Origin of the sequence: Streptomyces aculeolatus, from assembly GCF_020400605.1 — a bacterium.
GTDB lineage: Bacteria > Actinomycetota > Actinomycetes > Streptomycetales > Streptomycetaceae > Streptomyces > Streptomyces aculeolatus.
In genome coordinates, this window is sequence record NZ_JAINRD010000019.1 from 112,038 (window position 1) to 137,406 (window position 25,369).

The 25,369-nt window shown below is 74.3% G+C and carries 24 protein-coding genes; 17 read left to right on the forward strand and 7 right to left on the reverse strand.

Annotated elements, in window-relative coordinates; genetic code table 11:
- The first annotated feature begins 29 nt into the window (after window positions 1-29).
- From LG396_RS27305 to LG396_RS27330, 6 genes are all read left to right on the forward strand, one after another.
- Complete coding sequence (locus LG396_RS27305; protein WP_225796792.1) at window positions 30-338, forward strand: GNAT family N-acetyltransferase; 309 nt, start codon at window positions 30-32, stop codon at window positions 336-338.
- Window positions 339-368: 30 nt separating this feature from the next.
- A complete protein-coding gene (locus LG396_RS27310; RefSeq protein ID WP_037745736.1) occupies window positions 369-791 on the forward strand; it encodes a (4Fe-4S)-binding protein in 423 nt (140 codons plus the stop codon).
- A gap of 62 nt (window positions 792-853) precedes the next feature.
- Window positions 854-1,693: an alpha/beta fold hydrolase gene (locus LG396_RS27315; RefSeq protein ID WP_225796793.1), complete on the forward strand. Its 840-nt coding sequence runs from the start codon at window positions 854-856 to the stop codon at window positions 1,691-1,693.
- A 21-nt stretch (window positions 1,694-1,714) separates the two neighbouring features.
- On the forward strand, window positions 1,715-2,068 hold the full coding sequence (locus tag LG396_RS27320; RefSeq protein ID WP_225796840.1) for an NAD(P)H-binding protein: 354 nt from the start codon (window positions 1,715-1,717) through the stop codon (window positions 2,066-2,068).
- Between the two features lie 86 nt (window positions 2,069-2,154).
- The gene (locus LG396_RS27325) at window positions 2,155-3,435 is read left to right on the forward strand and encodes a glutaminase (RefSeq protein ID WP_225796794.1); all 1,281 of its coding nucleotides are present in this window, start codon (window positions 2,155-2,157) and stop codon (window positions 3,433-3,435) included.
- Window positions 3,425-4,609: a GDSL-type esterase/lipase family protein gene (locus tag LG396_RS27330; protein ID WP_225796795.1), complete on the forward strand. Its 1,185-nt coding sequence runs from the start codon at window positions 3,425-3,427 to the stop codon at window positions 4,607-4,609. Before LG396_RS27325 ends, LG396_RS27330 begins: the two co-directional genes overlap by 11 nt.
- Window positions 4,610-4,646: 37 nt before the next feature.
- Here LG396_RS27330 and LG396_RS27335 read toward each other — a convergent pair whose 3' ends face one another.
- The gene (locus LG396_RS27335; RefSeq protein WP_225796796.1) at window positions 4,647-5,393 is read right to left on the reverse strand and encodes a phosphotransferase family protein; all 747 of its coding nucleotides are present in this window, start codon (window positions 5,391-5,393) and stop codon (window positions 4,647-4,649) included.
- 178 nt (window positions 5,394-5,571) lie between these two features.
- Between LG396_RS27335 and LG396_RS27340 the strand changes: the two genes are divergently transcribed.
- From LG396_RS27340 to LG396_RS27350, 3 genes are all read left to right on the forward strand, one after another.
- The gene (locus LG396_RS27340) at window positions 5,572-7,704 is read left to right on the forward strand and encodes a protein kinase domain-containing protein (protein WP_225796797.1); all 2,133 of its coding nucleotides are present in this window, start codon (window positions 5,572-5,574) and stop codon (window positions 7,702-7,704) included.
- Window positions 7,705-7,706: 2 nt separating this feature from the next.
- A complete protein-coding gene (locus LG396_RS39425) occupies window positions 7,707-9,041 on the forward strand; it encodes a serine/threonine-protein kinase (RefSeq protein WP_308190133.1) in 1,335 nt (444 codons plus the stop codon).
- Between the two features lie 157 nt (window positions 9,042-9,198).
- The gene (locus LG396_RS27350) at window positions 9,199-11,079 is read left to right on the forward strand and encodes a glycoside hydrolase family 2 protein (RefSeq protein WP_225796798.1); all 1,881 of its coding nucleotides are present in this window, start codon (window positions 9,199-9,201) and stop codon (window positions 11,077-11,079) included.
- 91 nt (window positions 11,080-11,170) lie between these two features.
- Here the strand turns inward: LG396_RS27350 and LG396_RS27355 are convergent, their stop codons facing one another.
- Window positions 11,171-12,208 (reverse strand): LacI family DNA-binding transcriptional regulator, encoded by a 1,038-nt coding sequence (locus LG396_RS27355; protein ID WP_225796799.1) that lies wholly within the window; start codon window positions 12,206-12,208, stop codon window positions 11,171-11,173.
- Between the two features lie 138 nt (window positions 12,209-12,346).
- On the opposite strand from LG396_RS27355, the gene LG396_RS27360 reads away from it, so the two are divergent.
- The gene (locus LG396_RS27360) at window positions 12,347-13,306 is read left to right on the forward strand and encodes an NHL repeat-containing protein (protein WP_225796800.1); all 960 of its coding nucleotides are present in this window, start codon (window positions 12,347-12,349) and stop codon (window positions 13,304-13,306) included.
- Between the two features lie 123 nt (window positions 13,307-13,429).
- Here LG396_RS27360 and LG396_RS27365 read toward each other — a convergent pair whose 3' ends face one another.
- Complete coding sequence (locus tag LG396_RS27365) at window positions 13,430-14,026, reverse strand: hypothetical protein (protein ID WP_225796801.1); 597 nt, start codon at window positions 14,024-14,026, stop codon at window positions 13,430-13,432.
- A 96-nt stretch (window positions 14,027-14,122) separates the two neighbouring features.
- On the opposite strand from LG396_RS27365, the gene LG396_RS27370 reads away from it, so the two are divergent.
- On the forward strand, window positions 14,123-14,650 hold the full coding sequence (locus tag LG396_RS27370; protein WP_225796802.1) for a GNAT family N-acetyltransferase: 528 nt from the start codon (window positions 14,123-14,125) through the stop codon (window positions 14,648-14,650).
- A 46-nt stretch (window positions 14,651-14,696) separates the two neighbouring features.
- Here the strand turns inward: LG396_RS27370 and paaK are convergent, their stop codons facing one another.
- Together paaK and paaI are read right to left on the reverse strand one after the other, a co-directional pair.
- Complete coding sequence (gene paaK / locus LG396_RS27375) at window positions 14,697-15,956, reverse strand: phenylacetate--CoA ligase PaaK (RefSeq protein WP_225796841.1); 1,260 nt, start codon at window positions 15,954-15,956, stop codon at window positions 14,697-14,699.
- 50 nt (window positions 15,957-16,006) lie between these two features.
- Window positions 16,007-16,537 carry a hydroxyphenylacetyl-CoA thioesterase PaaI gene (gene paaI / locus LG396_RS27380; RefSeq protein ID WP_225796803.1) on the reverse strand — a complete coding sequence of 177 codons (531 nt, stop codon included), beginning with the start codon at window positions 16,535-16,537 and terminating at the stop codon, window positions 16,007-16,009.
- 98 nt (window positions 16,538-16,635) lie between these two features.
- Here paaI and LG396_RS27385 point away from each other — a divergent pair, with 98 nt between their 5' ends.
- The 5 genes from LG396_RS27385 (at window position 16,636) to LG396_RS27405 (ending at window position 22,066) form a co-directional block, all read left to right on the forward strand.
- On the forward strand, window positions 16,636-17,550 hold the full coding sequence (locus LG396_RS27385) for a 3-hydroxyacyl-CoA dehydrogenase family protein (RefSeq protein ID WP_225796804.1): 915 nt from the start codon (window positions 16,636-16,638) through the stop codon (window positions 17,548-17,550).
- 192 nt (window positions 17,551-17,742) lie between these two features.
- Window positions 17,743-19,407: a DMT family transporter gene (locus LG396_RS27390; RefSeq protein ID WP_372483576.1), complete on the forward strand. Its 1,665-nt coding sequence runs from the start codon at window positions 17,743-17,745 to the stop codon at window positions 19,405-19,407.
- Complete coding sequence (locus LG396_RS27395) at window positions 19,319-20,176, forward strand: glutaminyl-peptide cyclotransferase (RefSeq protein WP_225796805.1); 858 nt, start codon at window positions 19,319-19,321, stop codon at window positions 20,174-20,176. Before LG396_RS27390 ends, LG396_RS27395 begins: the two co-directional genes overlap by 89 nt.
- A gap of 107 nt (window positions 20,177-20,283) precedes the next feature.
- On the forward strand, window positions 20,284-20,640 hold the full coding sequence (locus LG396_RS27400) for a YciI family protein (RefSeq protein ID WP_018838453.1): 357 nt from the start codon (window positions 20,284-20,286) through the stop codon (window positions 20,638-20,640).
- A gap of 85 nt (window positions 20,641-20,725) precedes the next feature.
- Window positions 20,726-22,066: an RNA polymerase sigma factor gene (locus LG396_RS27405; protein ID WP_225796806.1), complete on the forward strand. Its 1,341-nt coding sequence runs from the start codon at window positions 20,726-20,728 to the stop codon at window positions 22,064-22,066.
- A 65-nt stretch (window positions 22,067-22,131) separates the two neighbouring features.
- On the opposite strand, the gene LG396_RS27410 is transcribed toward LG396_RS27405, so the two are convergent.
- A complete protein-coding gene (locus LG396_RS27410; RefSeq protein ID WP_308190134.1) occupies window positions 22,132-23,139 on the reverse strand; it encodes a sigma-70 family RNA polymerase sigma factor in 1,008 nt (335 codons plus the stop codon).
- Window positions 23,140-23,292: 153 nt separating this feature from the next.
- Here LG396_RS27410 and LG396_RS27415 point away from each other — a divergent pair, with 153 nt between their 5' ends.
- Window positions 23,293-24,297, forward strand: a complete 1,005-nt coding sequence (locus LG396_RS27415) for a DUF6528 family protein (protein WP_225796807.1) — start codon at window positions 23,293-23,295, stop codon at window positions 24,295-24,297.
- A 179-nt stretch (window positions 24,298-24,476) separates the two neighbouring features.
- On the opposite strand, the gene LG396_RS27420 is transcribed toward LG396_RS27415, so the two are convergent.
- Entirely contained in the window at window positions 24,477-25,247 is a 771-nt protein-coding gene (locus LG396_RS27420; RefSeq protein WP_225796808.1) for a MerR family transcriptional regulator, read from the reverse strand.
- Window positions 25,248-25,369: the final 122 nt, after the last annotated feature.

The window sequence follows — 25,369 nt, forward strand, 5'->3', positions numbered from 1 at the left end:
AGTCCACGCGGAAGGCGTACGGAGGAATCGTGTCAGTGGAAGTGAGCGACGTTCCCGAGGCGAAGCGGTACGAGGCCCGGATCGAGGGGGAGTCGGAGGTCGCGGGCGTCGCGGATTACATCCGCACGGCGGAACTCGTCGCGTTCGTGCACACCGAGGTCCCGCCGGAGTACGAGGGCAGGGGCGTCGGCGCCGCGCTGGTCCGCACCGCGCTCGACGAGGCGCGCGCCGCGAACCTGCGGGTGCTGGCCATCTGCCCGTTCTTCGCGGGGTGGATCGCCCGGCACCCCGAGTACAAGGACCTGCTGTACCAGTCCCGCAGCAGGGTCAGCGACTGAGCACCGGGCACGGGAGCGGCGGAGGCCGGTATGAGCAGTGGAACAGGGAAGAAGGCGTACGAAGGCCGGTCGATCACCGTGACGTTCGAGGCCGCGCGCTGTCTGCACGCGGCCGAATGCGTCGGCGGGCTGCCCGAGGTCTTCGACCTCGGGCAGCGCCCCTGGATCCGGCCGGACGGCGCGGCGGCCGAGCGGCTGGCCGAAGTGGTGCGGCGCTGCCCCTCGGGTGCGCTGCGGTACGAACTCGCGGACGGCGGGGCGGAGACGCCGGACCGGCCCACGCGGATCACGCACACCTCCGCCGGGCAGCTGATCGCGCGCGGCGAGTTGAGCCTGGACACGGCGGCCGGCCCGCGCGCGGAGACCAGGGCCGTTCTGTGCGGCTGCGGACAGAGCCGCCAGCAGCCGTACTGCGACCACGCGGGGCCGTGCGGCCGGGAAGCGTCCGCCTGACCCCGGCCCGGCCCCCGCGGGCGGGGCTCGCAACGCTGGGGATCTCAAGAACGGAAAGGCACATGGGATACATCACCGTCGGGAACGAGAACAGCACGCCCGTCGAGCTCTACTACGAGGACCAGGGCGAGGGTCAGCCCGTCGTCCTCATCCACGGCTATCCGCTGAACGGCCACAGCTGGGAGCGGCAGACGCGAAGCCTCCTGGCCGCCGGATACCGCGTCGTCACCTACGACCGCCGGGGCTTCGGCAAGTCGTCGAAGGTGAACTCCGGATACGACTACGACACCTTCGCCGCCGACCTCGACACGGTGCTGGAGACGCTCGACCTCCGCGACGCCGTCCTGGTGGGCTTCTCGATGGGTACGGGCGAGGTCGCCCGCTACGTCACCCGATCCGGCCACGAGCGGGTCGCCAGGCTCGCGTTCCTGGCCTCGCTGCAGCCCTTCCTCGTCGCCCGGGACGACAACCCCGAGGGCGTGCCGCAGGAGGTCTTCGACGGCATCGAGGCGGCGGCGAAGGGCGACCGGTACGCCTGGTACACGCAGTTCTTCTCGGACTTCTACGACCTCGGCGAGAACCTCGGCAGCCGCATCAGCCAGGAGGCCGTCACCGCGAGCTGGAACGTGGCGACGTCGAGCGCCCCCGTGGCGGCCTACGCGGTCGTGCCGGCCTGGATCGAGGACTTCCGCGCCGACGTCGAAGCGGTCCGCGACAGCGGCAAGCCCGCGCTGATCCTGCACGGCACGGCCGACAAGATCCTGCCCGTCGACGCGACCGCCCGCCGCTTCCGGCAGGAGCTGCCCAAGGCGGAGTACGTGGAGATCGAGGGCGCGCCGCACGGCCTGCTCTGGACGCACGCGGACGAGGTCAACGCGGCCCTGCTCGCCTTCCTCGGCTAGCTCGCGGGGGACGTCTTCATCATCGGCGTCAGCGGGGGCGTCGGCGGCCTCCTCGCGCAGAAGCTGCGCGCGCGGGGAGATGCCGTCGGCGGCCTCGTCCGCCGGGACGACCAGCGGGAAGAACTCGCCGCGCGGGGCGTGGACGCACGGGTCGGCGATCTCTCCGGCATGACCGCGGAGGAACTGGCGGCCCTGTTCGGGGGTGCCGACGCGATCGTCTTCAGCGCCGGCTCGAACGGCGGCAGCAGGGAGGTCACGAGGGCCGTCGACGGCGACGGGGTACCCCGGATCGGCCGGCAGATCCTCGAACTCGACGGGGGCTCGACGCCGATCGGCGAGGCGGTCCGGGCGAACGTCCGCCAGACAGGGCCCTGAGGGTTTTCCCGGGCCGCCCCGCGCGCCGCGGCGGTCCCGGGTCCGCCGCCATGGCGTAGAAAGTTGATCTGCAGGGAGGAGGACGCATGCGGTCGGTCATTCCCGACTATCTGGCCGAGGCGCTCGGAGACGTCGAGTCGGACACGTCCGGAGAGCAGGCGGGGTACATCCCCCAGCTCGCGGCAGCGGACCCGGGGCGCCTCGGGGCCGTCTTCGCCACCGTCGACGGCGAGGTCTACGGGGCCGGCGACATCGACACCGAGTTCACGATCCAGTCGATCTCGAAGCCGTTCACGTACGCGCTGGCGCTCGCCGACCGCGGCTTCGACCCCGTGCTCGCGAAGGTCGGTGTCGAGCCGTCGGGGGAGGCGTTCAACGAGATCTCCCTCGAAAGCGACACCGGACGCCCCCGCAACCCCATGATCAACGCGGGCGCCATCACCACGCACTCCCTGGCCGGCACCCCGGACATGAGTCCGGCGGAGCGGGTGGAGCGCGTGGTCGACGGCCTCTCGGCCTTCGCCGGCCGCCCCCTGGGGATCGACGAGGCGGTGTGCGTGTCGGAGATGGAGCACGCCCACCGCAACCTCGCCATCGCGCACATGCTCCGCAGCCACAGCGTCCTCACCGAGGACCCGAGGGCCGTCGTCGACGGCTACACCCGCCAGTGCGCCGTGCTCGTCACCGCGCGGGACCTGGCCATGATGGCCGCGACGCTGGCCAACCGCGGGGTGAACCCCCTCTCGGGCCGGCAGGTGGTGGGCGAACGGGTGGTGCGCCAGGTGCTGAGCGTCATGTCCACCTGTGGCATGTACGACGCGGCCGGTGACTGGGCGACGCAGGTCGGCATCCCGGCGAAGAGCGGCGTGGCCGGAGGGCTGATCGGCGCGCTCCCCGGGCAGATCGGCATCGCCACGTTCTCACCGCGGCTGGATCCGCACGGGAACAGCGTCCGCGGGGTGTCGCTCTTCGAACGGTTCTCCTCCGACATGGGTCTGCACGTGATGGAGGTGCCGCCGGCGGCGCGGGCGGTGGTGCGGTCCAACCACGTCGCCGGCAGCGGCCCCGCCGCGGTCCGGGTCCTCCAACTGCAGGGCGGGATCGGCTTCGCCGCGGCCGAGAGGGTCGTCCGGGAAGCGGTGTCCACCGCGCCCCGGGAAGCCGGGGTGGCTCTCGACCTCACCATGGTTCATTCGATCGACGACGTGGCACGGCGCATGCTGCTGGAGGTCGTGCGCCGGCTCACGCTGGACGGGCACGAGGTCTACCTCGTCGATCCGGAATCGGTCATCCCCGATCCCGATCCCGGCGACGGCGGGCGGGTCACGGTCGTGGCCGACGTGGAAGAAGCCGTGCATGGACACTGAGCACGGCTGGACCAGTACCCCCGTCACCGCCGACCTCCTGCGCGGCGCACTCGACCTGGAACGGACCGAACGCGGCGTGCTGCCCCACCGGTTGCCCGCGTACGCCCGCGCGCAGATCCCCGACGGCCAGCTCGCGATGGCCGAGTCGCAGCCCTCCGGCGTACGGCTGGTCTTCCGTACCGCGGCCACCGCCGTCGAGGTGGACGTCGTGGCGACCAAGCGGGTCTACGCCGGCGCGGCGCCCCGCCCCGACGGGGTGTACGAGCTGCTCGTCGACGGCCGGCTCGCGGGCCGGGCCGGTGTGCCGGACGGTGACGTCTTCACCATCGACATGGCCGCCGGGACGGTGGAGACCCGGCCCGGGCCGGTGCGGACCCTGCGGTTCACCGGCCTGCCCGGCGACGACAAGGACGTCGAGATCTGGCTGCCGCACGACGAGACCACCCAGCTGGTCGCCCTGCGCACCGACGCCCCCGTCCGCACCGCGCCGCCCCGCGGCCGCAGGGTCTGGCTGCACCACGGCAGCTCGATCAGCCACGGCTCCAACGCCGACACCCCGACCGGGACCTGGCCGGCCGTGGCCGCGGCGCTGGGCGAAGTGGAGCTGGTGAACCTGGGGTTCGGCGGCGGCGCCCTCCTCGACCCGTTCACCGCCCGCGCGATGCGCGACACCCCCGCCGACCTGATCAGCGTCAAGATCGGCATCAACGTCGTCAACGCCGACCTGATGCGGCTGCGCGCGTTCGGCCCGGCCGTCCACGGCTTCCTCGACACGGTCCGCGAAGGACACCCCACCGCCCCGCTGCTGGTGGCGTCCGCCATCCACTGCCCCATCCACGAGGACACCCCCGGGCCCAGCGCCCCGGACGTCGGCGCGATGAGCGAGGGGCGGTTGCGGTTCCTGGCCACCGGCGACCCCGCCGAGACCGCCGCCGGGAAGCTGACCCTCGCCGTGGTACGGGACGAACTCGCCCGCATCGTCCGGCAGCGGGCCCCCTCCGACCCGAACCTGCACTACCTCGACGGCCTCGACCTCTACGGCGCGGCCGACTACGCGGAACGGCCGCTGCCCGACGAACTCCACCCGGATGCCGCCACCCACCGGCACATGGGGGAGCGCTTCGCCCGCCTCGTCTTCGGCGCCGGCGGCCCCTTCACCGCGGAGCACCGCTGACCGGCACCGCTGACCGCCGCCGACCCCGGCGGCGGCCTCACATCCGGGACTTCAGCACGTCGACCTCGCAGCCGGGCGCGAACGCGTCGAAGCCGTGCTCGACCAGCCAGCGAACCCCCAGCAGGCTGCGCAACGACCACCACGCGCGGATGGTGTCGGGGTCGACACCGGTGCCGTAGCCGGCGATGACGTCGCCGAGGTGCGCCTCGTGCCCGATCGTCAGGGTGGCGAGGTCGAACAGGGCATCGCCCGGGCCCGCCTCGGACCAGTCGATGATGCCGGTGACCTCGTCGCCGTCGACGAAGACGTGCTCGACCTGCAGGTCGCCGTGCGCGAACACCGGCGTCCACGGCCGGATCGCGGCCTCGGCGACCCGGCGGTTGCGGGCGACGAGGTCGGCGGGCAGGACACCGTTCGCCACGAGCAACTCGCACTCGCCGTCGAGTTCCGCCGCCAGCTCGTCCGGGTCCCGGCGGCGCCTGCCGGACCAGGGCGGCAACGGCGCCTCGTGCAGCTTCCGGACGGCGGCACCCGCCGCGGCCCACGCCGCCGGGGATGCGGTCGACGGCTCACCGAGGCGGCCGAGCGCCGTCCCCGGGACGGCGGCGATCGCGAGCACGGACGGCTTGCGCCACAGGACTTCCGGGGTCGGGACCGGCACCAGGGCCATCGCCTCGACCTCGACGTCGATGCGCGCCTGGTCGGAATCCACCTTCAGGAACACATCGCCGACGCGCAGGGTCGCGCGCTCGGAATGGGCGACGACGACATTGACCTCATCCATGGGCGACCAGTATCCCGGGAACGGTCGCCGCCGTCGCAGGGTTTGCCGCCTGCGCCTACGCGGCCGAGCGCGCCCCGCCACCCGGCGGCACATCCGGGGAAACCGGGATTCGCGCCCACCGGGCGCGGGCTTGTTGGAATCATGGTTTTCCTCGGTGGAGTCGAGGGAGGCAGTTCCCGTGGAGGAGTTGCGGCCGGGTGATCCTGACCGGGTCGGTCCCTACCGCCTCGTGGCCCGGCTGGGAGCCGGCGGCATGGGCGTGGTCTACCTCGGGTGCTCCCCTGGCGGCCTGCTCGTCGCGGTCAAGGTCGTCCGGGCGCGGCTCGCGGGCGACGCCGAGTACCGCGCGCGGTTCCGGCGGGAGGTGGCCTCGGCCCGTACGGTCAGCGGCGCGTACACCGCGTCGGTGCTGGACGCCGACCCGGACGCCGGTACGCCCTGGCTGGCCACCGCGTACCTGCCGGGGCTGTCGCTGCGGGAAGCGGTCGCCGCCCACGGGCGGTTCCCCGCGGACACCGTACGACTGCTGGCCACCGGGCTCGCCGAGGCGCTGGCCGACATCCACCGGGCCGGTCTGACGCATCGCGATCTGAAGCCCGGGAACATCATGCTGACCGCCGACGGCCCCAGGGTGATCGACTTCGGGATCGCCCGCCCCGAGGACGCCGTCTCGATCACCCGGGCGAACCGCAGCCCGGGTACCCGGGGCTTCATGTCCCCCGAGCAGGCCGCCGGTGGCGAAGTGGGGCCCGCGAGCGACATGTTCTCCCTCGGCGCCGTGCTGGCCTTCGCGGCGACCGGGGAGGAATCCCGTGCCGACGGCCGGGAGGCCGTCTCCCGCAGCGGGACGGCCGACCGCCTGCTCAGGGACCTCATCCGGGACTGCCGCCGCCGGGACCGCACGCAACGGCCCTCGGCCGCCGACCTGTTGACCAGGCTGGACCCGGCCGTGTCCGCGCAGGGCGCCACCTGGCTGCCCGCCGGCGTGGTCGAGGCGATCGACCGCCGCACGGCCCAGGCCCGGCGCCTGTCCCACGTGCCGGAGATCCGGCCGCGCGCGGAGCCGGTGCGGTGGGTGGCGGCCGACCCGGCGCGGATGGCGGAGGCGACCGCCGACGGTCAGGACACGGGGGAGGGCGGCGCCGGACGGGCGACGAGCAGGCGCCGGTTGCTGCTCGGCGGCGGCGCCCTGCTCGCGTTCGCCGGTACGGCCGCGGGCGTGGGCGCGGCGCTGTCGGGGAGCGGCGGCCCGGACCCGGGGACCGCGGCGGCGGGCTCGTCGGGTACGCCGACGAAGGGGCGTTCGCCGTCCGTTCCGCCCTCGCCACCGCCGCGGGCGGTGTCGCGGTGGAAGGTGCGGGTGGGCGATTACTATCCCGACCTGTTCACCACCGGCGGGCTGGTCCTGGCGCAGGTCGAGGGCCGCCTGCGTGCGCTCGATCCGGCGACCGGCAAGACCCGCTGGAAGCACGGCTCGTGGGGCGAGGACCACGTCAGTGCGGTCGGTGGCGACGTGCTCGTGTACGACCCCTCCCTGGGCGACGGGTATCTGGCCATGGTGCGTGCCGGGTCGGGAGCCGACCGGTGGACCCACCCGGGGCCGCCCGGGAAGGTGCCGATGTACCCCGTGGTGGGCGAGTCGGTGGCCTGCTACGGCTACGACTCGGTCACCGCCCTGGACCTGGACGACGGGCGCCCGCGCTGGACCGCGCCGGTCAAAGCGGAGCTCGGGGTGGCCGTCGACGGCGACCTCGTGATCGCCGTCGACAGGACGAGAGTCGCCGCACTGGACATCCACAGCGGCGGCGACAGATGGATCCGTCCGCTGGACTGGGGGCACTACCCGCAGGCCTGCTACGGGCTGGTCTTCGTCTGCGACGGCCCGGGAGCCGTGCACGCGCTGCGGGCGGACGACGGGCAGCCCGCCTGGAAGAGACCGGTCGGCGAGACGGTCTACCCGAGTTTCGGGTTCGCTTCGGGCGGCGGAGTGGTCTACTTCGGGACCGCCGAGGGCGACGTCCTCGCCCTGCGGGCCACCACAGGCGACGTCGTCTGGAAGCGGCGGCTGGGCGCGGAGTCCTCGTCCCGCAACCTGTGGAACGCGCTCGGCGCCGCGGGGGACATGCTGTACGTCGGCGGCGCCGACCGGAACGTCCACGCGCTCCGCGGCAGCGACGGGCGTACGGAGTGGACGTACCCGGCGGACGTCACGGTGCGCACGTCCCCGCCGGTGACCGTCGACGGCGGCATGACGTTCATCGGCACCGCCGAAGGCTTCGTCGAAGCGCTCAGCCCGCCGGCCGGGGCCTAGCAGTGCGGGAGTTGGAGCCCGGCGATCCGGGGGCGGTCGGCCGCTTCCGGATCCTGGCGCGCGTCGGCTCCGGGGGCATGGCGGTCGTCTACCTCGGGCGGTCCGCCGGCGGCCGGGCGGTCGCCGTCAAGATGATGCACGCCGAGTTCGCCGACGACCCGGAGCAACGCGCCCGCTTCCACCGCGAGGTGGCGGCCGCGCGGGCCGTAGGAGGGCCGTACAGCCCCGGGGTGCTCGACGCGGCCCCGGACGCGCCCACGCCCTGGATGGCGACCGAGTACCTGCCGGCGGTGTCGCTGCGGGAGGCGGTCGAGCGGTTCGGTCCGCTGCCCGCCGGCTCGGCGTGGTCGTTGGCCGCCGGCCTGGCCGAGGCGCTCGCCCTGGTCCACCGGGCCGGGTTCGTGCACCTCGACCTGAAGCCGGCGAACGTGCTGCTGGCCGCCGACGGCCCGCGGCTGATCGACTTCGGGATCGCCGCGGAACCGGGCGCCGGCGACGAGGCTCCGGGCACCGCGGCCGGCTCGCGCGGGTTCATGTCACCGGAACAGGAAGCCGGCACCGGGACCGGCCCGCCGAGCGACGTGTTCTCCCTGGGCAGCACGCTGGCGTACGCGTGCACCGGCGCCCCGCCCGCCGCCGGCTCCCCGGTGCGGGTGGCGGACGACGGGCTGCGAGCGGTGATCGAGGGCTGCCTGCGCCCGGATCCCTCCGACCGCCCGGGGCTGCCGGAACTGGTCGAGCGGCTGGCTTCGCCGGGCCCGCGGGAGCGGCGGGCGGTGTGGCCGCCGCAGGTCGCGGCCGAGATCGACCGCCGCATCGCCCAGGCCGGCAATCCTCCGGTGGCGCTGCCGCGTTCGGCCGGGGCCCCGGTGGGGCTCGTGCGCCGGCGGGCGCTGCTGCTGGGCGCCGGTGCGGTGGTCGCGGGCCTCGGAGCCGGCACGCCGCTGCTGATCGCCCACGCGTCCCGACGGCCCGGGGACGGGGCCGCACCGGAGCACGACCCCTCGCCGCGGCCGACCCGGAGCGAGCCGCCGGCCGCCGGGTCGCCCGCGGCGTCGCCCGCCGCGCGGTCCCGGGTGCTGGAGTTCTTCCTGACCGGCGACGTCGCGCTGACGTCGCTGACGTACTCGGTCGACGGGAGGACCACGACGCTGGAGGACGTCGCGCTGCCGTGGCGGACCGCCGTCGACATCCCCGAGTACCCGCCGTCGGTCCCCTGGCGGCTGGAGTACGCCCACGAGCCGGGCGAGGTCGGCTACCGCGTGATGGTCGACCGGATCATGCACGGCCAGGGGGGAGACTCCGGCACCGGCGGCGAGGACGAAGGGACGGCCTGACGCGCCACGGACCCGGGGCCCGCAGCACCTGTTTTAACGTTACGCGCCTGGAGTGGCTGCTCGGTCCCGGTGTGGTTTACAACGTTGCATCTTGGTGTTGTGATGGCAGGGACGTACCCCGTCCGACCTGACGTCCTCCCCCAGGAGACCCTTCGCCATGCCCGATTCCCACGCTCCCTCCGCCCCCGCGGGGACTCCCCGGCCCGAGTACCCCCGGCCCAGCTTCGTCCGGGCGGACTGGCTCAACCTCAACGGCACCTGGCAGTTCGCCCGCGATCCCGGGGACAGCGGGTTCGAGCGCGGGCTCGCCGGGGCCGAGCTGCCCGAGCGGATCGTCGTGCCGTTCTGCCCCGAGTCGGAGCTGTCCGGGATCGGCGACACCGACTTCCACCACGCCGTCTGGTACCGCCGCACCGTGCGGATACCCGGTGAGTGGGCCGGGCGGCGGGTCCTGCTGCACTTCGGGGCCGTCGACCACGACGCCACCGTGTGGGTCAACGGGCGGGAAGTCGCCCGGCACAGCGGGGGGTTCACCCCGTTCAGCGCCGACCTCGGCGGTGTCGTACGGGCCGGGGAGGAGGCCGTCGTCGTCGTGCGGGCGCGGGATGCCGCACAGGGCCCGCAGGCGCGGGGGAAGCAGTCGACCGCGTACGACAACCACGCCTGCTTCTACACCCGCACCACCGGCATCTGGCAGACCGTCTGGCTGGAGCCCGTCGCGGACACGCACCTCCAGCGGCCGCGTATCACCCCCGACCTGGCCGCCGGCTCCTTCCACGTCGAGGTCCCCCTCGCCGGGAGCCGCACCGGCCACCGCGTCCGCGCCGAACTGCGCGACGGGCACGGCACCGTCGCCGAGGCCGACGTCGCGGCGGACTTCGACCTCGCGCCGCGCCTCGTGCTGCCCGTACCCGGCGACCGGCGCCGCCCCTGGTCCCCCGAGGATCCGCATCTGTACGAACTGGCGCTGGAGCTGACCGGTCCCGACGGAAACCTGATCGACCGTGCCGTCTGCACCGCCGGTCTGCGCGCGGTGACGATCGACGGGAAGCGGATCCTGCTCAACGGCAAGCCCGTCTTCCAGCGGCTCGTGCTCGACCAGGGCTGGTACCCCGACGGCCTGATGACCGCTCCCGACGACGCCGCCCTCGTCCGCGACATCGAACTCTCCCTCGCCGCCGGGTTCAACGGCGCCCGCCTGCACCAGAAGGTCTTCGAGGAGCGCTTCCTGCACCACGCGGACCGCCTCGGCTACCTCGTGTGGGGCGAGTTCGGCGACTGGGGCGCCAGCACCGGAGCCCCCGTCGGCCCCGACAACCAGCAGCCCACCGCCGGCTTCGTCGCCCAGTGGCTGGAGGCCGTCGAACGCGACTACTCCCACCCGGCGCTCATCGGCTGGTGCCCGCTCAACGAGACCCGGCAGCTGCTCACCGACCGGCAGAGCGTCCTCGACGACATCACCCGCGCCATGTTCCTCGCCACCAAGGCCGCCGACACCTCCCGGCCGGTCCTCGACGCCTCCGGCTACGCCCACCGCGTACCGGAGACCGACGTCTACGACTCGCACTGCTACGAGCAGGACCCGGAGGTCTTCGGCGAGCTGATGGCCGGGCTGCGCGCGGGCATCCCCTTCGTCAACCCGCAGGACGAGGCGGCCGGGCAGACCTGGTCGCTGCCGTACGGCGGACAGCCCTACTTCTGCAGCGAGTTCGGCGGCATCTGGTGGAATCCGGAGGACGCCGCGGCGGCGGGCGAGGACCGGCTGGTGTCGTGGGGGTACGGGCAGCGGCCGCGCGACGAGGAGGCGTTCCACGAGCGGTTCGCCGGGCTGACGGGGGTACTGCTGGGGGATCCGGACATGTTCGGCTACTGCTACACGCAGTTGACGGACGTCTTCCAGGAGCAGAACGGGATCTACCGGTTCGACCGGTCGGAGAAGCTCGACGTGCGGCGCGTACGGGCCGCGCAGCTGCGGGCGGCGGCATTCGAGGAGGCGGCCGAGGGGGAGCCGGCGAAGGAGGAGGGCCGGGGGGCGTAGCGCCCCCGCGGGCACGGGCGGTCGCGTACGCGGGATGCCCGCGCCGGGTGCGTACGCGGCCGTCGTACGCGCCCGCCCGTACGCGCCCCGCTCACGCGCTCCGCCTGACCTCCAGCCGGTGCGCCGCCACCACCTGCCGGGCGCCCCGGCCCCCGTCCGCGATCCGGTCCAGCAGCAGCCCCAGCGCCGTCCGCGCGATCTCCGCCTTGTCCGGCGCGATCGTCGTCAGCGTCGGGTTGCTGTACCGCCCGTCGTCGATGTCGTCGATCCCGATCACCGCCACGTCCTCCGGCACCCGCAGCCCGCGCTCGTGCAGCGTGTGGATCGCACCGAGCGCGAGGAGGTCGGTGTAGCAGAACACCGCGTCGGGGCGGGCGCCGCGGTCCAGGGCGGCGGCCATGGCCAGCGCCCCGTCGCGGCGGTGGTACGAGGGCGTGTGGACGACGAGCGACGGGTCGTACGGCACGCCCGCGGCCCGCAGCGCCCGGCGGTAGCCCTCCGTCCGCCGCGGCGCCGTGCCGCCGCCGCGCGGCTCCTGGTGCCCGAGCGCGGCGACGCGGCGGCGGCCCCGGCCCAGGAGGTACGCGGTGGCGTCGGCGGCCGCGGCGACGTTGTCGATCGCCACGTGGTCGACGCCGGTGCCGGTGATGCGCTCGCCCAGAAGCACCAGCGGGGTGCCGCCGCGGCGGTTGTCGAACTCGTGGCGCTCGATGCCGAGGGGGCTGAAGAGCACGCCGTCGACCGTGCCCGGGTTCATGCCGCTGAGTACGAAGCGCTCGGCTTCGAGGCGGCCCTCGGTCTGGTCGATGAGCACGGTGTAGCCGCTCTCGCGGGCGGCCTGCACGACGTGCCGCGTCAGCTCGGCGAAGTACGGGATGTCGATCTCCGGAACCGCGACGGCGATCAGGCCGGCGCGGCGCAGCCGCAGGTTGCGGGCGGAGAGGTTGGGGCGGTAGCCGAGCTGGTCGATCGCCCAGTGCACGCGCTCGCGGGTCGCGGCGCTGACGGGGCGGTTGCCCGACAGCACGTTGGACACCGTGGTGGGCGACACCCGTGCCAGCGCGGCCACGTCGCGCACGCCGATGGCGCTGCGCTGCGGCGATGCGTCGGAGGGCGGCGGGGGCGGCATGGGGCCATCTTCTCAGGCAGGCGCGGCGCGGGGGGTGCGGGGGAACTCCGGGACGTGCACAATCCGTTGTGTCGAAAGTTCGCAGAGTTACCAAGGTGCGCCCACCCTTGCCGTCCCTGTCACGGAAGGCCCGCAACCATGACTCCGAAACCCTCCCGGCTCTCCCGCCGCCTGCTCCTCGGCGCCGCCGCCGGCGCGACGCTCACGGCCGCGACGGCGGCCGGCACGGGAGCCGCGTACGGCACCGGCAGGCCGGCCGGCGGCGACTGGCCGACCGAGTTCCCGCTCCCCGACGGCTGGCTCCCCGAGGGCATCACCATCGGCAGCGGCCCGTACGCCTACATGGGCTCCCGCGCCCACGGCGCCATCCTCCGCGCCGACCTGCGCACCGGCGCGCTCAAGGTCCTCCGCGCCGGAGCCCTCGGCAGGGCGTCCATCGGCCTGAAGCTGGACCACGACGACCTGCTGTACGTGGCGGGCGGCGCCGGCGGCACGGCGAGCGTCATCGACGCCCGTACCGGCGCACTGGTCGCGACCCACCGGCTGACGCCCCCGGCCGGCCACTTCATCAACGACACCGTCCTCCTCGGCCGTGACGCCTGGTTCACCGACTCCGGCGAGGCGGTCCTCCACGCCGTCCCCCGCGGCCGCTCCGGCGGGGTCCGCGCTCTCCCGCTCACCGGCGACTGGGTCCAGACCCCCCACGTCTACAACGCCAACGGAATCGTCGACACCCCCGACGGCCGCGGCGTCATCGTCGTCAGCAGCATCCCCGGCCGCCTGTACCACGTCGACGTGCGGACCGGCCATGCGACGGAAATCGCGCTGCGCGGCGCGGCGGACGTCTTCAACGGCGACGGCCTGGCCCGCGTCGGCCACACGCTGTACGTGGTCCGCAACCGCGACAACCTGGTCGCGGTCTTCCGCCTCGACCGCGCGGTGCGCACCGCCACGCTGCACCGCACCATCACGGACCCCCGCTTCGACGTCCCCACCACGGCGGCCCGCCACGGCAACCGCCTCTATCTGGTCAACGCGCGCTTCACCTCCCCCCAGAAACCGGACACCGCCTTCAACGCGGTGGCGGTCCCCCTCTGAGGGCGGGCGTCCTGCCCCGGGGCGCCGGCGGCACCGCGGGAGCCGTGCCGTCGGACGGGTTCCGACCGGATCGGTTCCGTACGTGATCCGGCCGCAACTCCGGCGCCCCGCGGCCGGGACCGGTTACGCCGTCTCCTCGAAGTAGGCGTCGAGGGCCGCCTCCAGGTCGACCGCCCACCCCTTCAGCTCCGCCTTGTCCTTGGCCTCCACCTCGGCCGGGCAGACGCCGCGGCTGTCGTGGACGCTGAGGACGAGGCGGCGGCCGAACCGGGAGGTCTTGTACTCGACCGCGCCGATCTCCGGCCACGTGAACTCGGCCTCGGTGTCGTCGAGCCGGAAGCGGACGCCGGTGCTGTCCACGGTCACGGAGCCGCGGCGGTCGGTGGCCTCGAAGACGGGTCCTTCGCCGGCTTCCGCCTCCTCGGCTTCGCCCTTGGCTTCGTCCTCGTCCTTGTCGTCGTCCTCGACTTCAGCCTCGGCCTCGGCGTCGGCCTTGTCCTTGCCGCTGTCGTCGTCCCCGGGGCCGGCGGCGGCTTCCGCGTCGTCCGCCGGGTCCGCGGCGTCCTCCGGGTCCGTGCCGGATTCCTTCTTCTCGTCGGTCTTTGGTGCTTCGTCCTTCTCCTTGTCGTCGGGCGGCGGCGCTACGAGGCCGGGCAGAGCGGCCGGGTCCGTCGCTGCGGCGTTGACGGGCGTGACGTTCAGACCTTTGTTCTCCTCCACGGTCCCAAAGTATGGCCGCTGGCCCCCCTCGCGGTCTGCGGGTCCGCGCACCTGCACCTGGATGCCCGGTTCTGCACCCTGCGGCGGCTTCGTACCATGGCCGTCATGGAGATCGTCGCCGTGCCCTACGACCACCCCGACGCGGTCATGCTCAACGACCGGGTCCAGATCGAGTACGCCGCGCGGTACGGCGAAGGCGATCACACGGTGATGGACCCGCTGCACTTCACGCCCCCGCACGGGCTCTACCTGCTGGCGTACGACGCCGACCGCACCCCGCTCGCCACGGGCGGCTGGCGGGCCATGGACGCGACGCCGGAGGGGCACCGCCCCGGCGACGCGGAGCTGAAGCGGATGTACGTGGTCCCGGAGGCCCGGGGGCGCGGGCTGGCCCGGCGGATACTCGCGGCGCTGGAGGAGAGCGCGCGGGCCGCGGGGCGGACGCGGATGGTGCTGGAGACCGGCATGAAGCAGCCGGAGGCCATAGCGCTGTACCTGTCGGAGGGGTACGAGCCGACGGAGAAGTTCGGCTACTACCGCTTCGAGCCCGACAGCCGCTGCTTCGCCAAGCCGCTGCCGGCCGCACAGGACGGCGAGCCGGCGGAGGGCGTCGCGGCGCGCTGAGCAGCGGCGGGACGCACCCCGCCGCGCCTGGCCATGCCCGTACCGGCTAACCCGCCCGCTCGTCCACCACCCGGCGGAGCTTGCCGACCGACCGCTCCAGCGTCTCCGGCTCCACGATCTCCACCTCGACGCCCACCCCCACGCCCTCCCGCACCCGCCGCGCGATCGCGTCGCCCGCCGCCGAGCGCTGCTCCACCGGCGCCCCCGGCCGCGCCTCGGCCCGTACCGTCATGCGGTCGAGCCGGCCCTGGCGGGTCAGCCGCAGCTGGAAGTGCGGGGCCACGCCGGGTGTGCGGAGCACGATCTCCTCGATCTGGCTCGGGAAGACGTTCACGCCGCGCAGGATGATCATGTCGTCGCAGCGTCCGGTGACCTTCTCCATCCGCCGGAACGCCGGCCGGGCCGTGCCCGGCAGCAGCCGGCTCAGGTCGCGGGTGCGGTAGCGGACGACCGGCATGGCCTCCTTCGTCAGCGACGTGAACACCAGCTCGCCGCCTTCGCCCGCCACCCTCACCTCGTCGGTGACCGGGTCCACGACCTCCGGCAGGAAGTGGTCCTCCCACACGTGCAGCCCGTCCTTGGTCTCCACGCACTCCTGCGCGACGCCGGGGCCGATCACCTCCGACAGGCCGTATATGTCCACCGCGTCCAGCCCGGCCCGCTCCTCGATCTCGTGCCGCATCTCCTCCGTCCACGGCTCGGCGCCGAAGATGCCGACGCGCAGCGAGCTGGTGCGCGGGTCGATGCCCTGGCGCTCGAACTCGTCGATGATCGTGAGCATGTAGGAGGGCGTGACCATGATGACCTCGGGCGCGAAGTCCCGGATGAGCTGCACCTGCCGCGCGGTCATCCCGCCGGAGGCGGGGATGACGGTGCAGCCGAGGCGCTCGGCGCCGTAGTGGGCGCCGAGGCCGCCGGTGAAGAGCCCGTAGCCGTACGCGACATGCACCCGGTGGCCGGGCCGCCCGCCCGCGGCGCGGATGGAGCGGGCGACGAGCCCGGACCAGGTGTCGAGGTCGGCCGCCGTGTAGCCGACGACGGTGGGCAGGCCGGTGGTGCCGCTGGAGGCGTGCAGGCGGCGGACGTCGGCGACGGGGACGGCGAACATCCCGAAGGGGTAGTCCTCGCGGAGGTCGTCCTTCGTGGTGAAGGGGAAGCGCGCGAGGTCGGCGAGGGAGCGGCAGTCGTCGGGGGTGACGCCGGCGGCGTCGAACTTGCGGCGGTAGAGGGGGACGTTGTCGTAGGCGCGGCGGAGCGTGGCGCGGAGGCGGTCGAGTTGGTACGCGGCGAGTTCGCCGGGGGTCATGCGCTCGCCCGCGTCGAGCAGGGGGGCGGGGCTGCCGGTCGTGGTGTCGCTCACGCTCGTCCCTCCGGGCCGTTCTCGTCGCCTGCGCCGCGGTGCTCGCCGTTGGCGGCGGCCGCTCCGGCCGCTCCGGCCGTTCCGGCCGCTCGGGTTGCCCGTGCCGCCCCGGCCGCGGCCTGCGCGCCCGTCGCCGGGTCGCGGACGATGCGGCTCCGGCCCCGGAACTCCGCGATCACCTCGGCGCCGCGCAGCACGCTCACGTCGTAGACCCCGTTTCGCCCGAAGCACACCCGCTCCTCCGCCCGTGCCACCAGCACGTCGCCGACGTGCGCGGGCGCCGCGTACGTGATGTCCGCGCCCGCCGCGACGGCGACGCCCCGGCTGTTGCAGGCGCAGGCGAAGGCGGTGTCGGCGAGGAGGAAGACGTAGCCGCCGTGGGCGATGCCGTGGCCGTTGGCCATCTCCGCCGTGACCGCCATCCGCAGCGTCGCGGCGCCCGGCGCGGCCTCCAGCAGCTCGATGCCGTGGCGGCGGGCGGCGGCGTCGGCCGCGAACACCGTCGTGCCGTCGTGCGGCGCGGTCATGTGCTGCACCACCTGACTCCCCTTGTGGCCCGACCGATCATTCGGTTAGCTTGCGGAGCGGCCGGATCCCAGTCAAGAGGTACGACAGGACGTACGACATGACGGAGCACAGCACAGCGCCGGACGCGCCCGGCGGCGAGGCGCCCGGCGCCGGGGCGCCGCGCGCCATGGCGGTCGTCGGCGGAGGCCGGATGGGCGCCGGGATCGCGCAGTCGTTCGCCGCCGCCGGGTCGCGGGTCGTGATCGTGGAGAGTGGCGCGGACGCGGCGGCGGCAGCCGTGGAGCGGGTCGCGGGATCGCTGCGGCGGGCCGCCGAGCGGGGCCGTCTTGCCGCCGGGGTCGACCCGGCGGAGGTGGTGGCGCGGGTGCGGGCCGTCGGGTCCCTCGCGGAGCTGCCGGCGGACGCGGGGCTGGAGCTGGTGGTGGAGGCGGTGCCGGAGGACGCCGGGCTGAAGGCGCGGGTGCTGGCCGGCGCCGAGCAGGTGCTGGGCCCGGACGCCGTGCTGGCGACGAACACCAGCTCGCTGTCCGTCGCCGAGCTGGCCGCGGCCCTCGGGCGGCCGGGGCGGTTCCTCGGCATGCACTTCTTCAACCCCGTACCCGCCTCGGAGCTGGTGGAGCTGGTCACCGCGCCGGAGACGGGCACAGAGGCGCTGGCGGCGGCGCGCGGCTGGGTGCGGACGCTGGGCAAGACGGCGGTGGTCGTCCGGGACTCGCCGGGCTTCGCCAGCAGCAGGCTCGGGGTGGCCCTGGGGCTGGAGGCGATCCGCATGGCGGAGGAGGGCGTGGCGGCGCCCGCGGACATCGACACCGCGATGGAGCTGGGCTACAGGCACCCGATGGGCCCGCTGCGCCTGACGGACCTGGTCGGGCTCGACGTCCGGCTGGCCATCGCCGAGCACCTGTGCCGGACGCTGGGGGAGCGGTTCGCGCCGCCGGAGCTGCTGCGCGCGAAGGTCGCGCGGGGCGAGCTGGGGCGTAAGACGGGGCAGGGTTTCTACACCTGGCCGTGAGCGGGCACCGGTGGCGGGACCGCGCGGCTCCATCCGGGTCTACCGGCCGGTAGGACGACCTGGGCCGGACCTTCGCGGGGGCGGAATGCGACTCGGGAGGGGTTGCCGGAGCGGTCGTACTGCTCCGGCAGTACGACCCAGAGCATCCGCCAGGATGACGACTTTCGCCACCGATCGCGGGATCGTTGCTATATGAGCCCACTCATGCTGTCGGTGCTGCTTTCGCTGGTGTCAGCGGTGGCGTACGCCGGCGCCGCCCTCGTCCAGGAGCGTGTCGCGGCCACCACGACCGACGCCGACGGCGCGGGCGGGGCGTTCGCGCCGCTGCACTGCGGGAGCTGGTGGGCCTCCGTCGTGCTCAACGCCTCGGGCGCGCTGCTGCACGTGGTGGCGCTCGCGTACGGGCCGCTGAGCCTGGTCCAGCCGCTGGGCGCGCTGACCATCGTCTTCGCGCTGCCGATGGCGGCGATGTTCCTCGGCCGCCGCGCCGGGCGGGCCGCCTGGCGCGGGGCGCTGCTGTCGACCGTGGGGCTGGTGGCGCTGCTGACGCTGGTCGACCCCGTGGAGTCGCGGGAGCTGGGCGGTACGACGGCGCTGGGGCTCGCCGTGGCGACGGTGGCCGTGCTGGGCGCGCTGACGCTGGCGGGTGCGCGGATACGGCATGTGGCGGCCCGCAGCGTGACGCTCGCGGTGGCCTCGGGCGCGGCGTTCGGCATGGCGTCGGTGTTCACGAAGGACGTCACCGCGGACTTCACCGACCCGCTGGCGATCGGCATGATCGCGATCCTCGCCCCGGCCGGGCTGCTGCTGTCGCAGGCGGCGTACCGCGGTGCGGGCCTGTCGGCGCCGCTGGCGACGCTGACGGTGGTCAACCCGGTGATAGCGGCCGCGGTCGGCGTCACGGCGCTGGGCGAGACGGTGCGGTACGGGGCGCTGGGCGCCCTGCTCGCCGTCGGGGCCGGCGTGATCGCGGCGGCTGGACTGATAGAGCTGACGGTGCAGGCGCACCGCACGCCGGCGGAGGAGCCGGACACGGAGCCCGCCGCGGAACCCGTGGCCGAGCCCGGTGCGGGCGCCGCGGCCGCGGCGCCGACCGCCGGCAAGGTGCCCGCCCCCGCCGCGCCGCCGGAGGAGCCGGCCAGGCCGGAGCCGGTCGCGGCGGCCGAGCCGGCCGCCCCGGCCACCCCGCTCCCTGACGGGCCCGGGGCCCCGCCCGGCTCCGTACCCGCGCCCACTCCGGCGTACCACGCGGGCGCGGCCGCCGCGGCGGCGCTCTACGAGACCGGCCCGGCCGCGGAGGCCGGGGCCGAGGCGCGCGGGACGGACGGGCCCGCGCAGGATCCGGCGCGGACGGGTGCGTCCGGGACGGACGCGCCCCACGCGGACGTGCCCAGGACAGGTGTGTCCACGACAGGTACGCCCACGACAGCCGTGCCCGAAGCCGTCCACGCCGCCGCCGGCCCGGTCGCGGCCCTGGGCGCCGATCCCCGTACGCCCGGAACCCCCGCCCCCCGTACCCCGGCGCCCGAGACCCCTGCACCCCGAGTCCCGGCGCCGGAGAACGCCGCCTCCGCGGGCCCGTCTCCCGCGGTGGCGGCGCTCATCGTCGCCGCTGCCGCCGCCTCCGGCGGCGCCGCGCTGTCGCCGTACCAGGTCGGCTGCTCCCGATTAGCCGGCCTGCCCGGCACCCGCCGGGCAACGGCGGCCGCCGACGACACCCGAGCCGCCCTGCCTCCGTGCTGCGCGGGGACTGTGCCAAGGTGGCCCCATGCGCCGCCTCGCCGTGACCGCCTCCGCCCTCCTCGCCGTGGCGCTGGCCGCCTGTTCGACGGGCGACCCCGAGGCGGCGGCCAGTGAGGGCGTAGCCGGCGGAAGAGAGAGCGGCCCGAGTCCGGCTCCCGCGGACCAGGGTGTTCAGGAGCTGCGGGCACGGGTGCTGGAGCGCCTGCCGCATGACCCCGAGGCGTTCACGCAGGGCCTGGAGCTGCGCGGGGACGTCCTCTACGAGGGCACCGGCCAGGAAGGCGCCTCCTCCGTACGTCGCGGCCCCGTCGGCGGCGAACCCACCGTCAGCCGCGACCTGCCCGCCCCGCTCTTCGGCGAGGGCCTGACGCTCGTCGGCCCCCGGCTCTGGCAGCTCACCTGGCAGAACGGCATCGCCATCGAACGCGACGCGGACACTCTCAAGGAACTGCGCCGTGTCCGCTACGAGGGCGAGGGCTGGGGCCTGTGCCAGGACCGCACCGACGGCGGCACCGGCGGCCGGCTCGTCATGAGCGACGGCAGCTCCCGGCTCACCTTCCGCGACCCGCGGACGTTCGAGCCCACCGGCCACGTGGACGTCACCCGCGACGACGTGCCCGTCGACCGGCTCAACGAGCTGGAGTGCACCTCCGACGGCGCCGTCTACGCGAACGTCTACCAGACCGACACCGTGGTCCGTATCGACCCGGACACCGGCTCCGTCACCGCCGACATCGACGCCTCCGGGCTGCTCCGGCCCGCGGAACTGCGCAGCGGGGCGCTCCAGCTCAACGGGATCGCCGCGCTCCCCGGCGGCGAGGAGTTCCTGCTCACGGGCAAGTACTGGCCCCGGATGTTCCGGGTCGAGTTCGTGCCGCGCTGAGGCCGCGGAAAAAAATCCGGGCGGGTGTCGATCCGGCAGGGTGTCGTTCGACGCATGGGCAGGAGGACGGCACACGGCCGCCCGCCGCGAGAACGAGGAGACGCGCGATGCGCTACATGATGCTGATCGAGCCGGACCTGGAGCGCAGCCCCAAGGACGGGATGCCCAGCCAGGAGATCATGGACGAGATGGGCAAGCTGCTGGAGGAGATGACCAAGTCGGGCGTGCTGCTCGACACCGCCGGGCTGAAGCCCCCGGAGGAGGCCGTGCGGGTCACCTCCGAACGGGGGAAGCTGTCCGTGGTCGACGGACCGTTCACCGAATCCAAGGAACTGGTCGGCGGCTATCTGATCGCCCAGGTCAAGTCCAAGGAGGAGGCCCTGGAGTGGGCCAACCGCTTCCTGAAGGTGCACGGTGAGGAGTGGGTCATCACCGTGGAGCTGCGGGAGATCATGGAGGGCTAGGGGCTGCCCTGACCGCGGGTGACGGCCCAGGTCAGGGCTGCTGCGAGTTGCCTTCGGCCGGGGCGGGCTGTTCTGATGTGGGGCTGTGACGGCTTCGCAGGACGCCCGCGCCCGGCGGGAGGACGCAACCGGGCCGCCGCCCGCCGCCGCGCGGCGGGCGACCGACCGCGCCGTGGCCGCGGTCTGGCGGATCGAGTCCGCGCGGATCATCGCGGGCGTGGCCCGTATCGTGCGCGACCTCGGCGTGGCGGAGGAACTGGCGCAGGACGCGCTGGTCGCCGCCCTGGAGCAGTGGCCCGAGTCGGGCGTGCCCGACAATCCCGGCGCGTGGCTCATGGCCACGGCCCGGCGGCGGGCGATCGACCTCGTACGCCGCAAGGAGCGCTACGCGCGCAAGCTGGCCGAGATCGGCCACGACCTGGAGAGCCGCCGCCCGGAGGGCGAGGCGCAGCTCGCCGCGGTCCTCGACGACGACATCGAGGACGACCTGCTGCGGCTGGTGTTCACGGCCTGCCACCCGGTGCTGTCCACACCCGCGCGGGTGGCGCTCACGCTGCGGCTGCTGGGCGGGCTGACCACGGACGAGATCGCGCGGGCGTTCCTGGTCACGGAGCCGACGGTGGCGCAGCGCATCGTACGGGCCAAGCGGACGCTGGCGAAGGCGGAGGTGCCGTTCGAGCAGCCGCAGGGGCAGGAGCGGGCGGAGCGCCTGGCGTCGGTGCTGGAGGTCATCTACCTCGTCTTCAACGAGGGCTACTCGGCGACCGCGGGCGACGACTGGATGCGCCCGGGGCTGTGCGAGGACGCGCTGCGGCTGGCGCGGGTGCTGGCGGGGCTGATGCCGAAGGAGCCGGAGGTGCACGGGCTGGCGGCGCTGCTGGAGATCCAGGCGTCGCGGGCGGGCGCGCGCACGGGGCCGGACGGCGAACCGGTGCTGCTGCTGGCGCAGAACCGCGGGCGGTGGGACCAGCTGCTGATCCGCCGCGGGTTCGCGGCGCTGGCGCGGGCGCAGTCGCTGGTCGCGACGGGGGCGCAGGGGCCGGGGCCGTACATGCTGCAGGCGGCGATCGCGTCCTGCCACGCGCGGGCGCCGCGGGCGGCGGACACGGACTGGGGGCAGATCGTCCGGCTCTACGAGGCGCTGGCGCGGGTGGCGCCGTCGCCGGTGGTGGAGCTGAACCGGGCGGTGGCGGTGTCCATGGCGTACGGGCCGGAGGACGCGCTGCGGATCGTCGACGGGCTCGCGGACGAGCCGGCGCTGAAGGACTACCACCTGCTGCCGAGCGTCCGCGGCGACCTGCTGCGGCGGCTGGGGCGGACGGAGGAGGCGCGGGAGGAGTTCGCGCGCGCGGCGGACCTGACGCGCAACGCGCAGGAGCGCACGCTGCTGCAGACCCGAGCGGAGTCCTCGCCGGACGAGCCCTAGCGGACGGCACTGGGGGGCCGGGAACCGTCCACGGCGGACCGACCGGAGCCGCTGCGGTCGCCCGGTCAGGCCTCCAGGACCAGCGGGAGGCCGAAGAGCGGGAACAGCCGCTCTGCGCTCAGGAAGCTGTTCAGCCCCGTGACCTTGCCGTCCTCGATCTCCAGGACCTGGATCGCCCAGCCGCGGTGCCCGCCGCTCTCCGGATCCGGGTGGTACTGCGCGAAGGCCGGCATGCCGTTCGCCGAGCAGGGGACCAGGCGGGAGCCGCGGCAGACCGCGCCGGTGCCGAGGAACCAGGTGCGCACGTCCTCCGGGCCCTGCAGCCACAGCGGCAGCGGGGGCATGGAGAGGATGACGTCCTCGCGCATCAGCGCCGTGAGCGCATCCAGGTCGTACCGCTCGAAGGCGTCCACATAGCGCTCCAGGAAGCGCTGCTGGTCCGCGTCCAGCGGCTTGGCCGGCTCGCTGTCCGCCGGGGCCTCGGTGGCCAGGGTGGCGCGGGCGCGCTGCAGCGCGCTGTTCACCGAGGCCACGGAGGTCTCCAGCAGGTCCGCGACCTCGCTCGCCTTCCAGGCGAGGACGTCGCGCAGGATCAGCACCACGCGCTGGCGGGGCGGCAGGTGCTGCAGCGCGGCGACGAAGGCGAGGCGCACGGAGTCGCGCTGGGCCGCGACCTCGGCGGGGTCGCCGCCCTCGGGGAGCACCTTCGTGTCGGGCATCGGCTCCAGCCACGTGGCCTCCGGGAGGGCGCCGCCGAGGGCGGCCTCCGGGGGCGTGGTGGCCGCGCCGGGGGACGACAGGTCCATCGGGCGGGCGCGGCGCTGCGGGCTGCCGTGCATGTCGAAGCAGACATTGGTGGCGATCCGGTACAGCCACGAGCGCATCGATGCGCGGCCCTCGAAGCGCTCGAAGCCCTTCCAGGCGCGCACCATCGTCTCCTGGACCGCGTCCTCCGCCTCGAAGGCGGAGCCGAGCATGCGATAGCAGTACCCGGTCAGCTCGATGCGGTGGGACTCCAGGCGCTTCTCCACCGGCTCTTCTGCGGCGGGGTCCGCCACGTCTTGTCTGGTCACGTTTGCCATCGTACGGGCGGGCACTGACAGCGGTCATCGGGTGCGACAGATGGGGAAAATTCACCAACCAGCCATCGCAAGGGCTTACTTCCCGCCACCCGCCATGGCACTGTGCGGATGATGTTGATCAGAGCAACCCGATCAGGAGTGCCCATGACCGGCAGACCCACCCGTCGTACGGCCCTGCTCACCGCGCTCGGCGCGGGCGCGGCCGCCACGCTTCCCGCCGCAGCGGCGCACGCCGCCGGCGGAAAGCCCACCCCGCCCGTCGCCGTCACCGACCAGAAGTCCCGCCGCGTCCTCATCCTCGACTCCCGCCTGCCGTGGGACTCGCCGGACGCCGTCCGGTGGGCCTTCTCGCCCGAGGGCGACGAGAGGTATGCGGACCTGGTGCCGCAGGCCAGCTGGACATACGTCGACGAGGCCAAGGCCCGCCGCCGCAAGGGGCGTACGTACCTGCTCACCACCGCCTCGTTCGGCTTCGCCGCCGTCGTCGAGGTGCCCACCGGACGGCGCTACTGGGCCGGCGCGCTCGCCGGCGGTACGGACACCGTCAACCCGCACAGCATCGAGCTGCTCCCCGACGGCAACGTCGCCGTCGCCGGCAGCACGGGCGACACCATCCGCCTCTACGCCGCCTCGCAGGGGCCGGCCGCCGACACCTACTTCGAGTACCGCTTCGACGACGCGCACGGGCTGCAGTGGGACAACCGGCGCGGCGTGCTGTGGGCGATAGGCCACGACGAGCTGATCGCCCTGAAGGTCGGCGGCACCCCCGCCGAGCCGACGCTCACCCTCGTCGACGCCGTCGCCCTGCCGCACCCCGACGGCCTCTCGGCCAGCGGGCACGACCTCAGCGCGGTCGCGGGCCGCCCCGGGCGGCTGTGGATCACCACGGGCTACGGCGTGTTCCAGTACGACATCGCCGGTCGCACGTTCCACCAGGACTATGCCGGTGCCGCTCAGATCAACAGGCGCAGCGTGAAGGCCGTCAGCGACGTGCAGGGGAGCGGCAGGGTGGTCACGACCACGCCGGAGCCGGGCCTCGGGAAGTCGTGGTGGACGACGACGGTGTCGGCCCACAACCCGGAGGGCGCGTACAAGCTCCCGGACGGCGGGATCTACAAGGCCCGCTGGTGGCTGTCGGAACCCCGGTGACCACCGGCTGACCGGGCCCGGCCACCCGCACCTGCGGTCCGCCCCCGGACCTGACCTCCGGGGAGGTCCCGCCGGTGCGCTCAAGGCCGGGGGGCACCGATCCGGTGCCGTGAAGCCCGTGCCGTGAAGCCGGTGCGGTGAAACCCGGTGCCGTCAACGCCGGCGCCGGTCCGGCCGGTTCAGTCCTCCGGCTCCTCGGCGGTGGATCCGGCGCGCGTGCGCTGCCAGTCCTCGAACTCCTTGCGCACCCGCCGGTCCATCGCCATGGCGACCTCCGCCTCCAGCACCTCCATCGACACCGGCCGCAGCTGCTCCAGCGCGTCCGTCAGCCGCTCCACCTGCTCCCCGCTCAGCTCGCCCGGCGCGGTCTCCACGACGTCGGCCAGCACGTGCTCGCGTATGAGCGCGGTGAACAGCTCGGCGAGGTCGTCCGCGTGCGCGCGCACCTCGCGGGCGGCGGCGAGCACCGCGGCCAGCGGCACGCCCCTGGCCACCAGCTTCGACGAGGCGTCCAGCAGCCGCCTGCTGACGTGGATGAACTCCTCGCCCTCCACGGCGACATAGCCCATGTCGATGGACGTCGCCAGGTTCTCCGGGGAGACCTCGCCCGCGAACCGGTCGGCCAGCTCCTCCGGCGTGATGCGCACCGGGGTCTCCTCCGACCAGGGCTTGGCCAGCGTCTCCTCCAGGCCGAGCAGCTCGGCGGCACCGCGCACGTCCCTGCCGCTCTCGAAGGCGGAGATCAACTCCGCGATGCCGCCCAGGGTGTGGCCGCGGTCCAGCAGCGCGGCGATCGTCCGCAGCCGGGACAGGTGTCCCTCCCCGTACCAGGCGATCCGGCCCTCCCGGCGCGGCGGTTGGAGGAGTTTGCGCTCGCGGTAGAAGCGCAGCGTGCGGACGGTGATGCCGGCGCGCTCGGCCAGCTCCTCCGTCCGGTATTCGCGTCCCACCGTCTGTCCCTTCCGCGGTCCTCCGCCGGTCTTGCGCCGGCTCTCCGTAGGTTCTTCGCCGTTCTCCGCCGGACCGTTACCGGTGTCCCGCCGTCCTCGCAGGTCCGTGCCGTACGCCCCGA

Bases quoted from the DNA above. Each gene is read 5' to 3' on its own strand.
- LG396_RS27310 (WP_037745736.1), top strand. From the start codon at position 369: ATGAGCAGTGGAACAGGGAAGAAGGCGTACGAAGGCCGGTCGATCACC.
- LG396_RS27315 (WP_225796793.1), top strand. From the start codon at position 854: ATGGGATACATCACCGTCGGGAACGAGAACAGCACGCCCGTCGAGCTC.
- LG396_RS27325 (WP_225796794.1), top strand. From the start codon at position 2,155: ATGCGGTCGGTCATTCCCGACTATCTGGCCGAGGCGCTCGGAGACGTC.
- LG396_RS27330 (WP_225796795.1), top strand. From the start codon at position 3,425: ATGGACACTGAGCACGGCTGGACCAGTACCCCCGTCACCGCCGACCTC.
- LG396_RS27335 (WP_225796796.1), bottom strand. From the start codon at position 5,393: ATGGATGAGGTCAATGTCGTCGTCGCCCATTCCGAGCGCGCGACCCTG.
- LG396_RS27350 (WP_225796798.1), top strand. From the start codon at position 9,199: ATGCCCGATTCCCACGCTCCCTCCGCCCCCGCGGGGACTCCCCGGCCC.
- LG396_RS27355 (WP_225796799.1), bottom strand. From the start codon at position 12,208: ATGCCGCCCCCGCCGCCCTCCGACGCATCGCCGCAGCGCAGCGCCATC.
- LG396_RS27360 (WP_225796800.1), top strand. From the start codon at position 12,347: ATGACTCCGAAACCCTCCCGGCTCTCCCGCCGCCTGCTCCTCGGCGCC.
- LG396_RS27370 (WP_225796802.1), top strand. From the start codon at position 14,123: ATGGCCGTCATGGAGATCGTCGCCGTGCCCTACGACCACCCCGACGCG.
- paaK (WP_225796841.1), bottom strand. From the start codon at position 15,956: ATGACCCCCGGCGAACTCGCCGCGTACCAACTCGACCGCCTCCGCGCC.
- paaI (WP_225796803.1), bottom strand. From the start codon at position 16,537: ATGACCGCGCCGCACGACGGCACGACGGTGTTCGCGGCCGACGCCGCC.
- LG396_RS27385 (WP_225796804.1), top strand. From the start codon at position 16,636: ATGACGGAGCACAGCACAGCGCCGGACGCGCCCGGCGGCGAGGCGCCC.
- LG396_RS27390 (WP_372483576.1), top strand. From the start codon at position 17,743: ATGAGCCCACTCATGCTGTCGGTGCTGCTTTCGCTGGTGTCAGCGGTG.
- LG396_RS27395 (WP_225796805.1), top strand. From the start codon at position 19,319: ATGCGCCGCCTCGCCGTGACCGCCTCCGCCCTCCTCGCCGTGGCGCTG.
- LG396_RS27400 (WP_018838453.1), top strand. From the start codon at position 20,284: ATGCGCTACATGATGCTGATCGAGCCGGACCTGGAGCGCAGCCCCAAG.
- LG396_RS27415 (WP_225796807.1), top strand. From the start codon at position 23,293: ATGACCGGCAGACCCACCCGTCGTACGGCCCTGCTCACCGCGCTCGGC.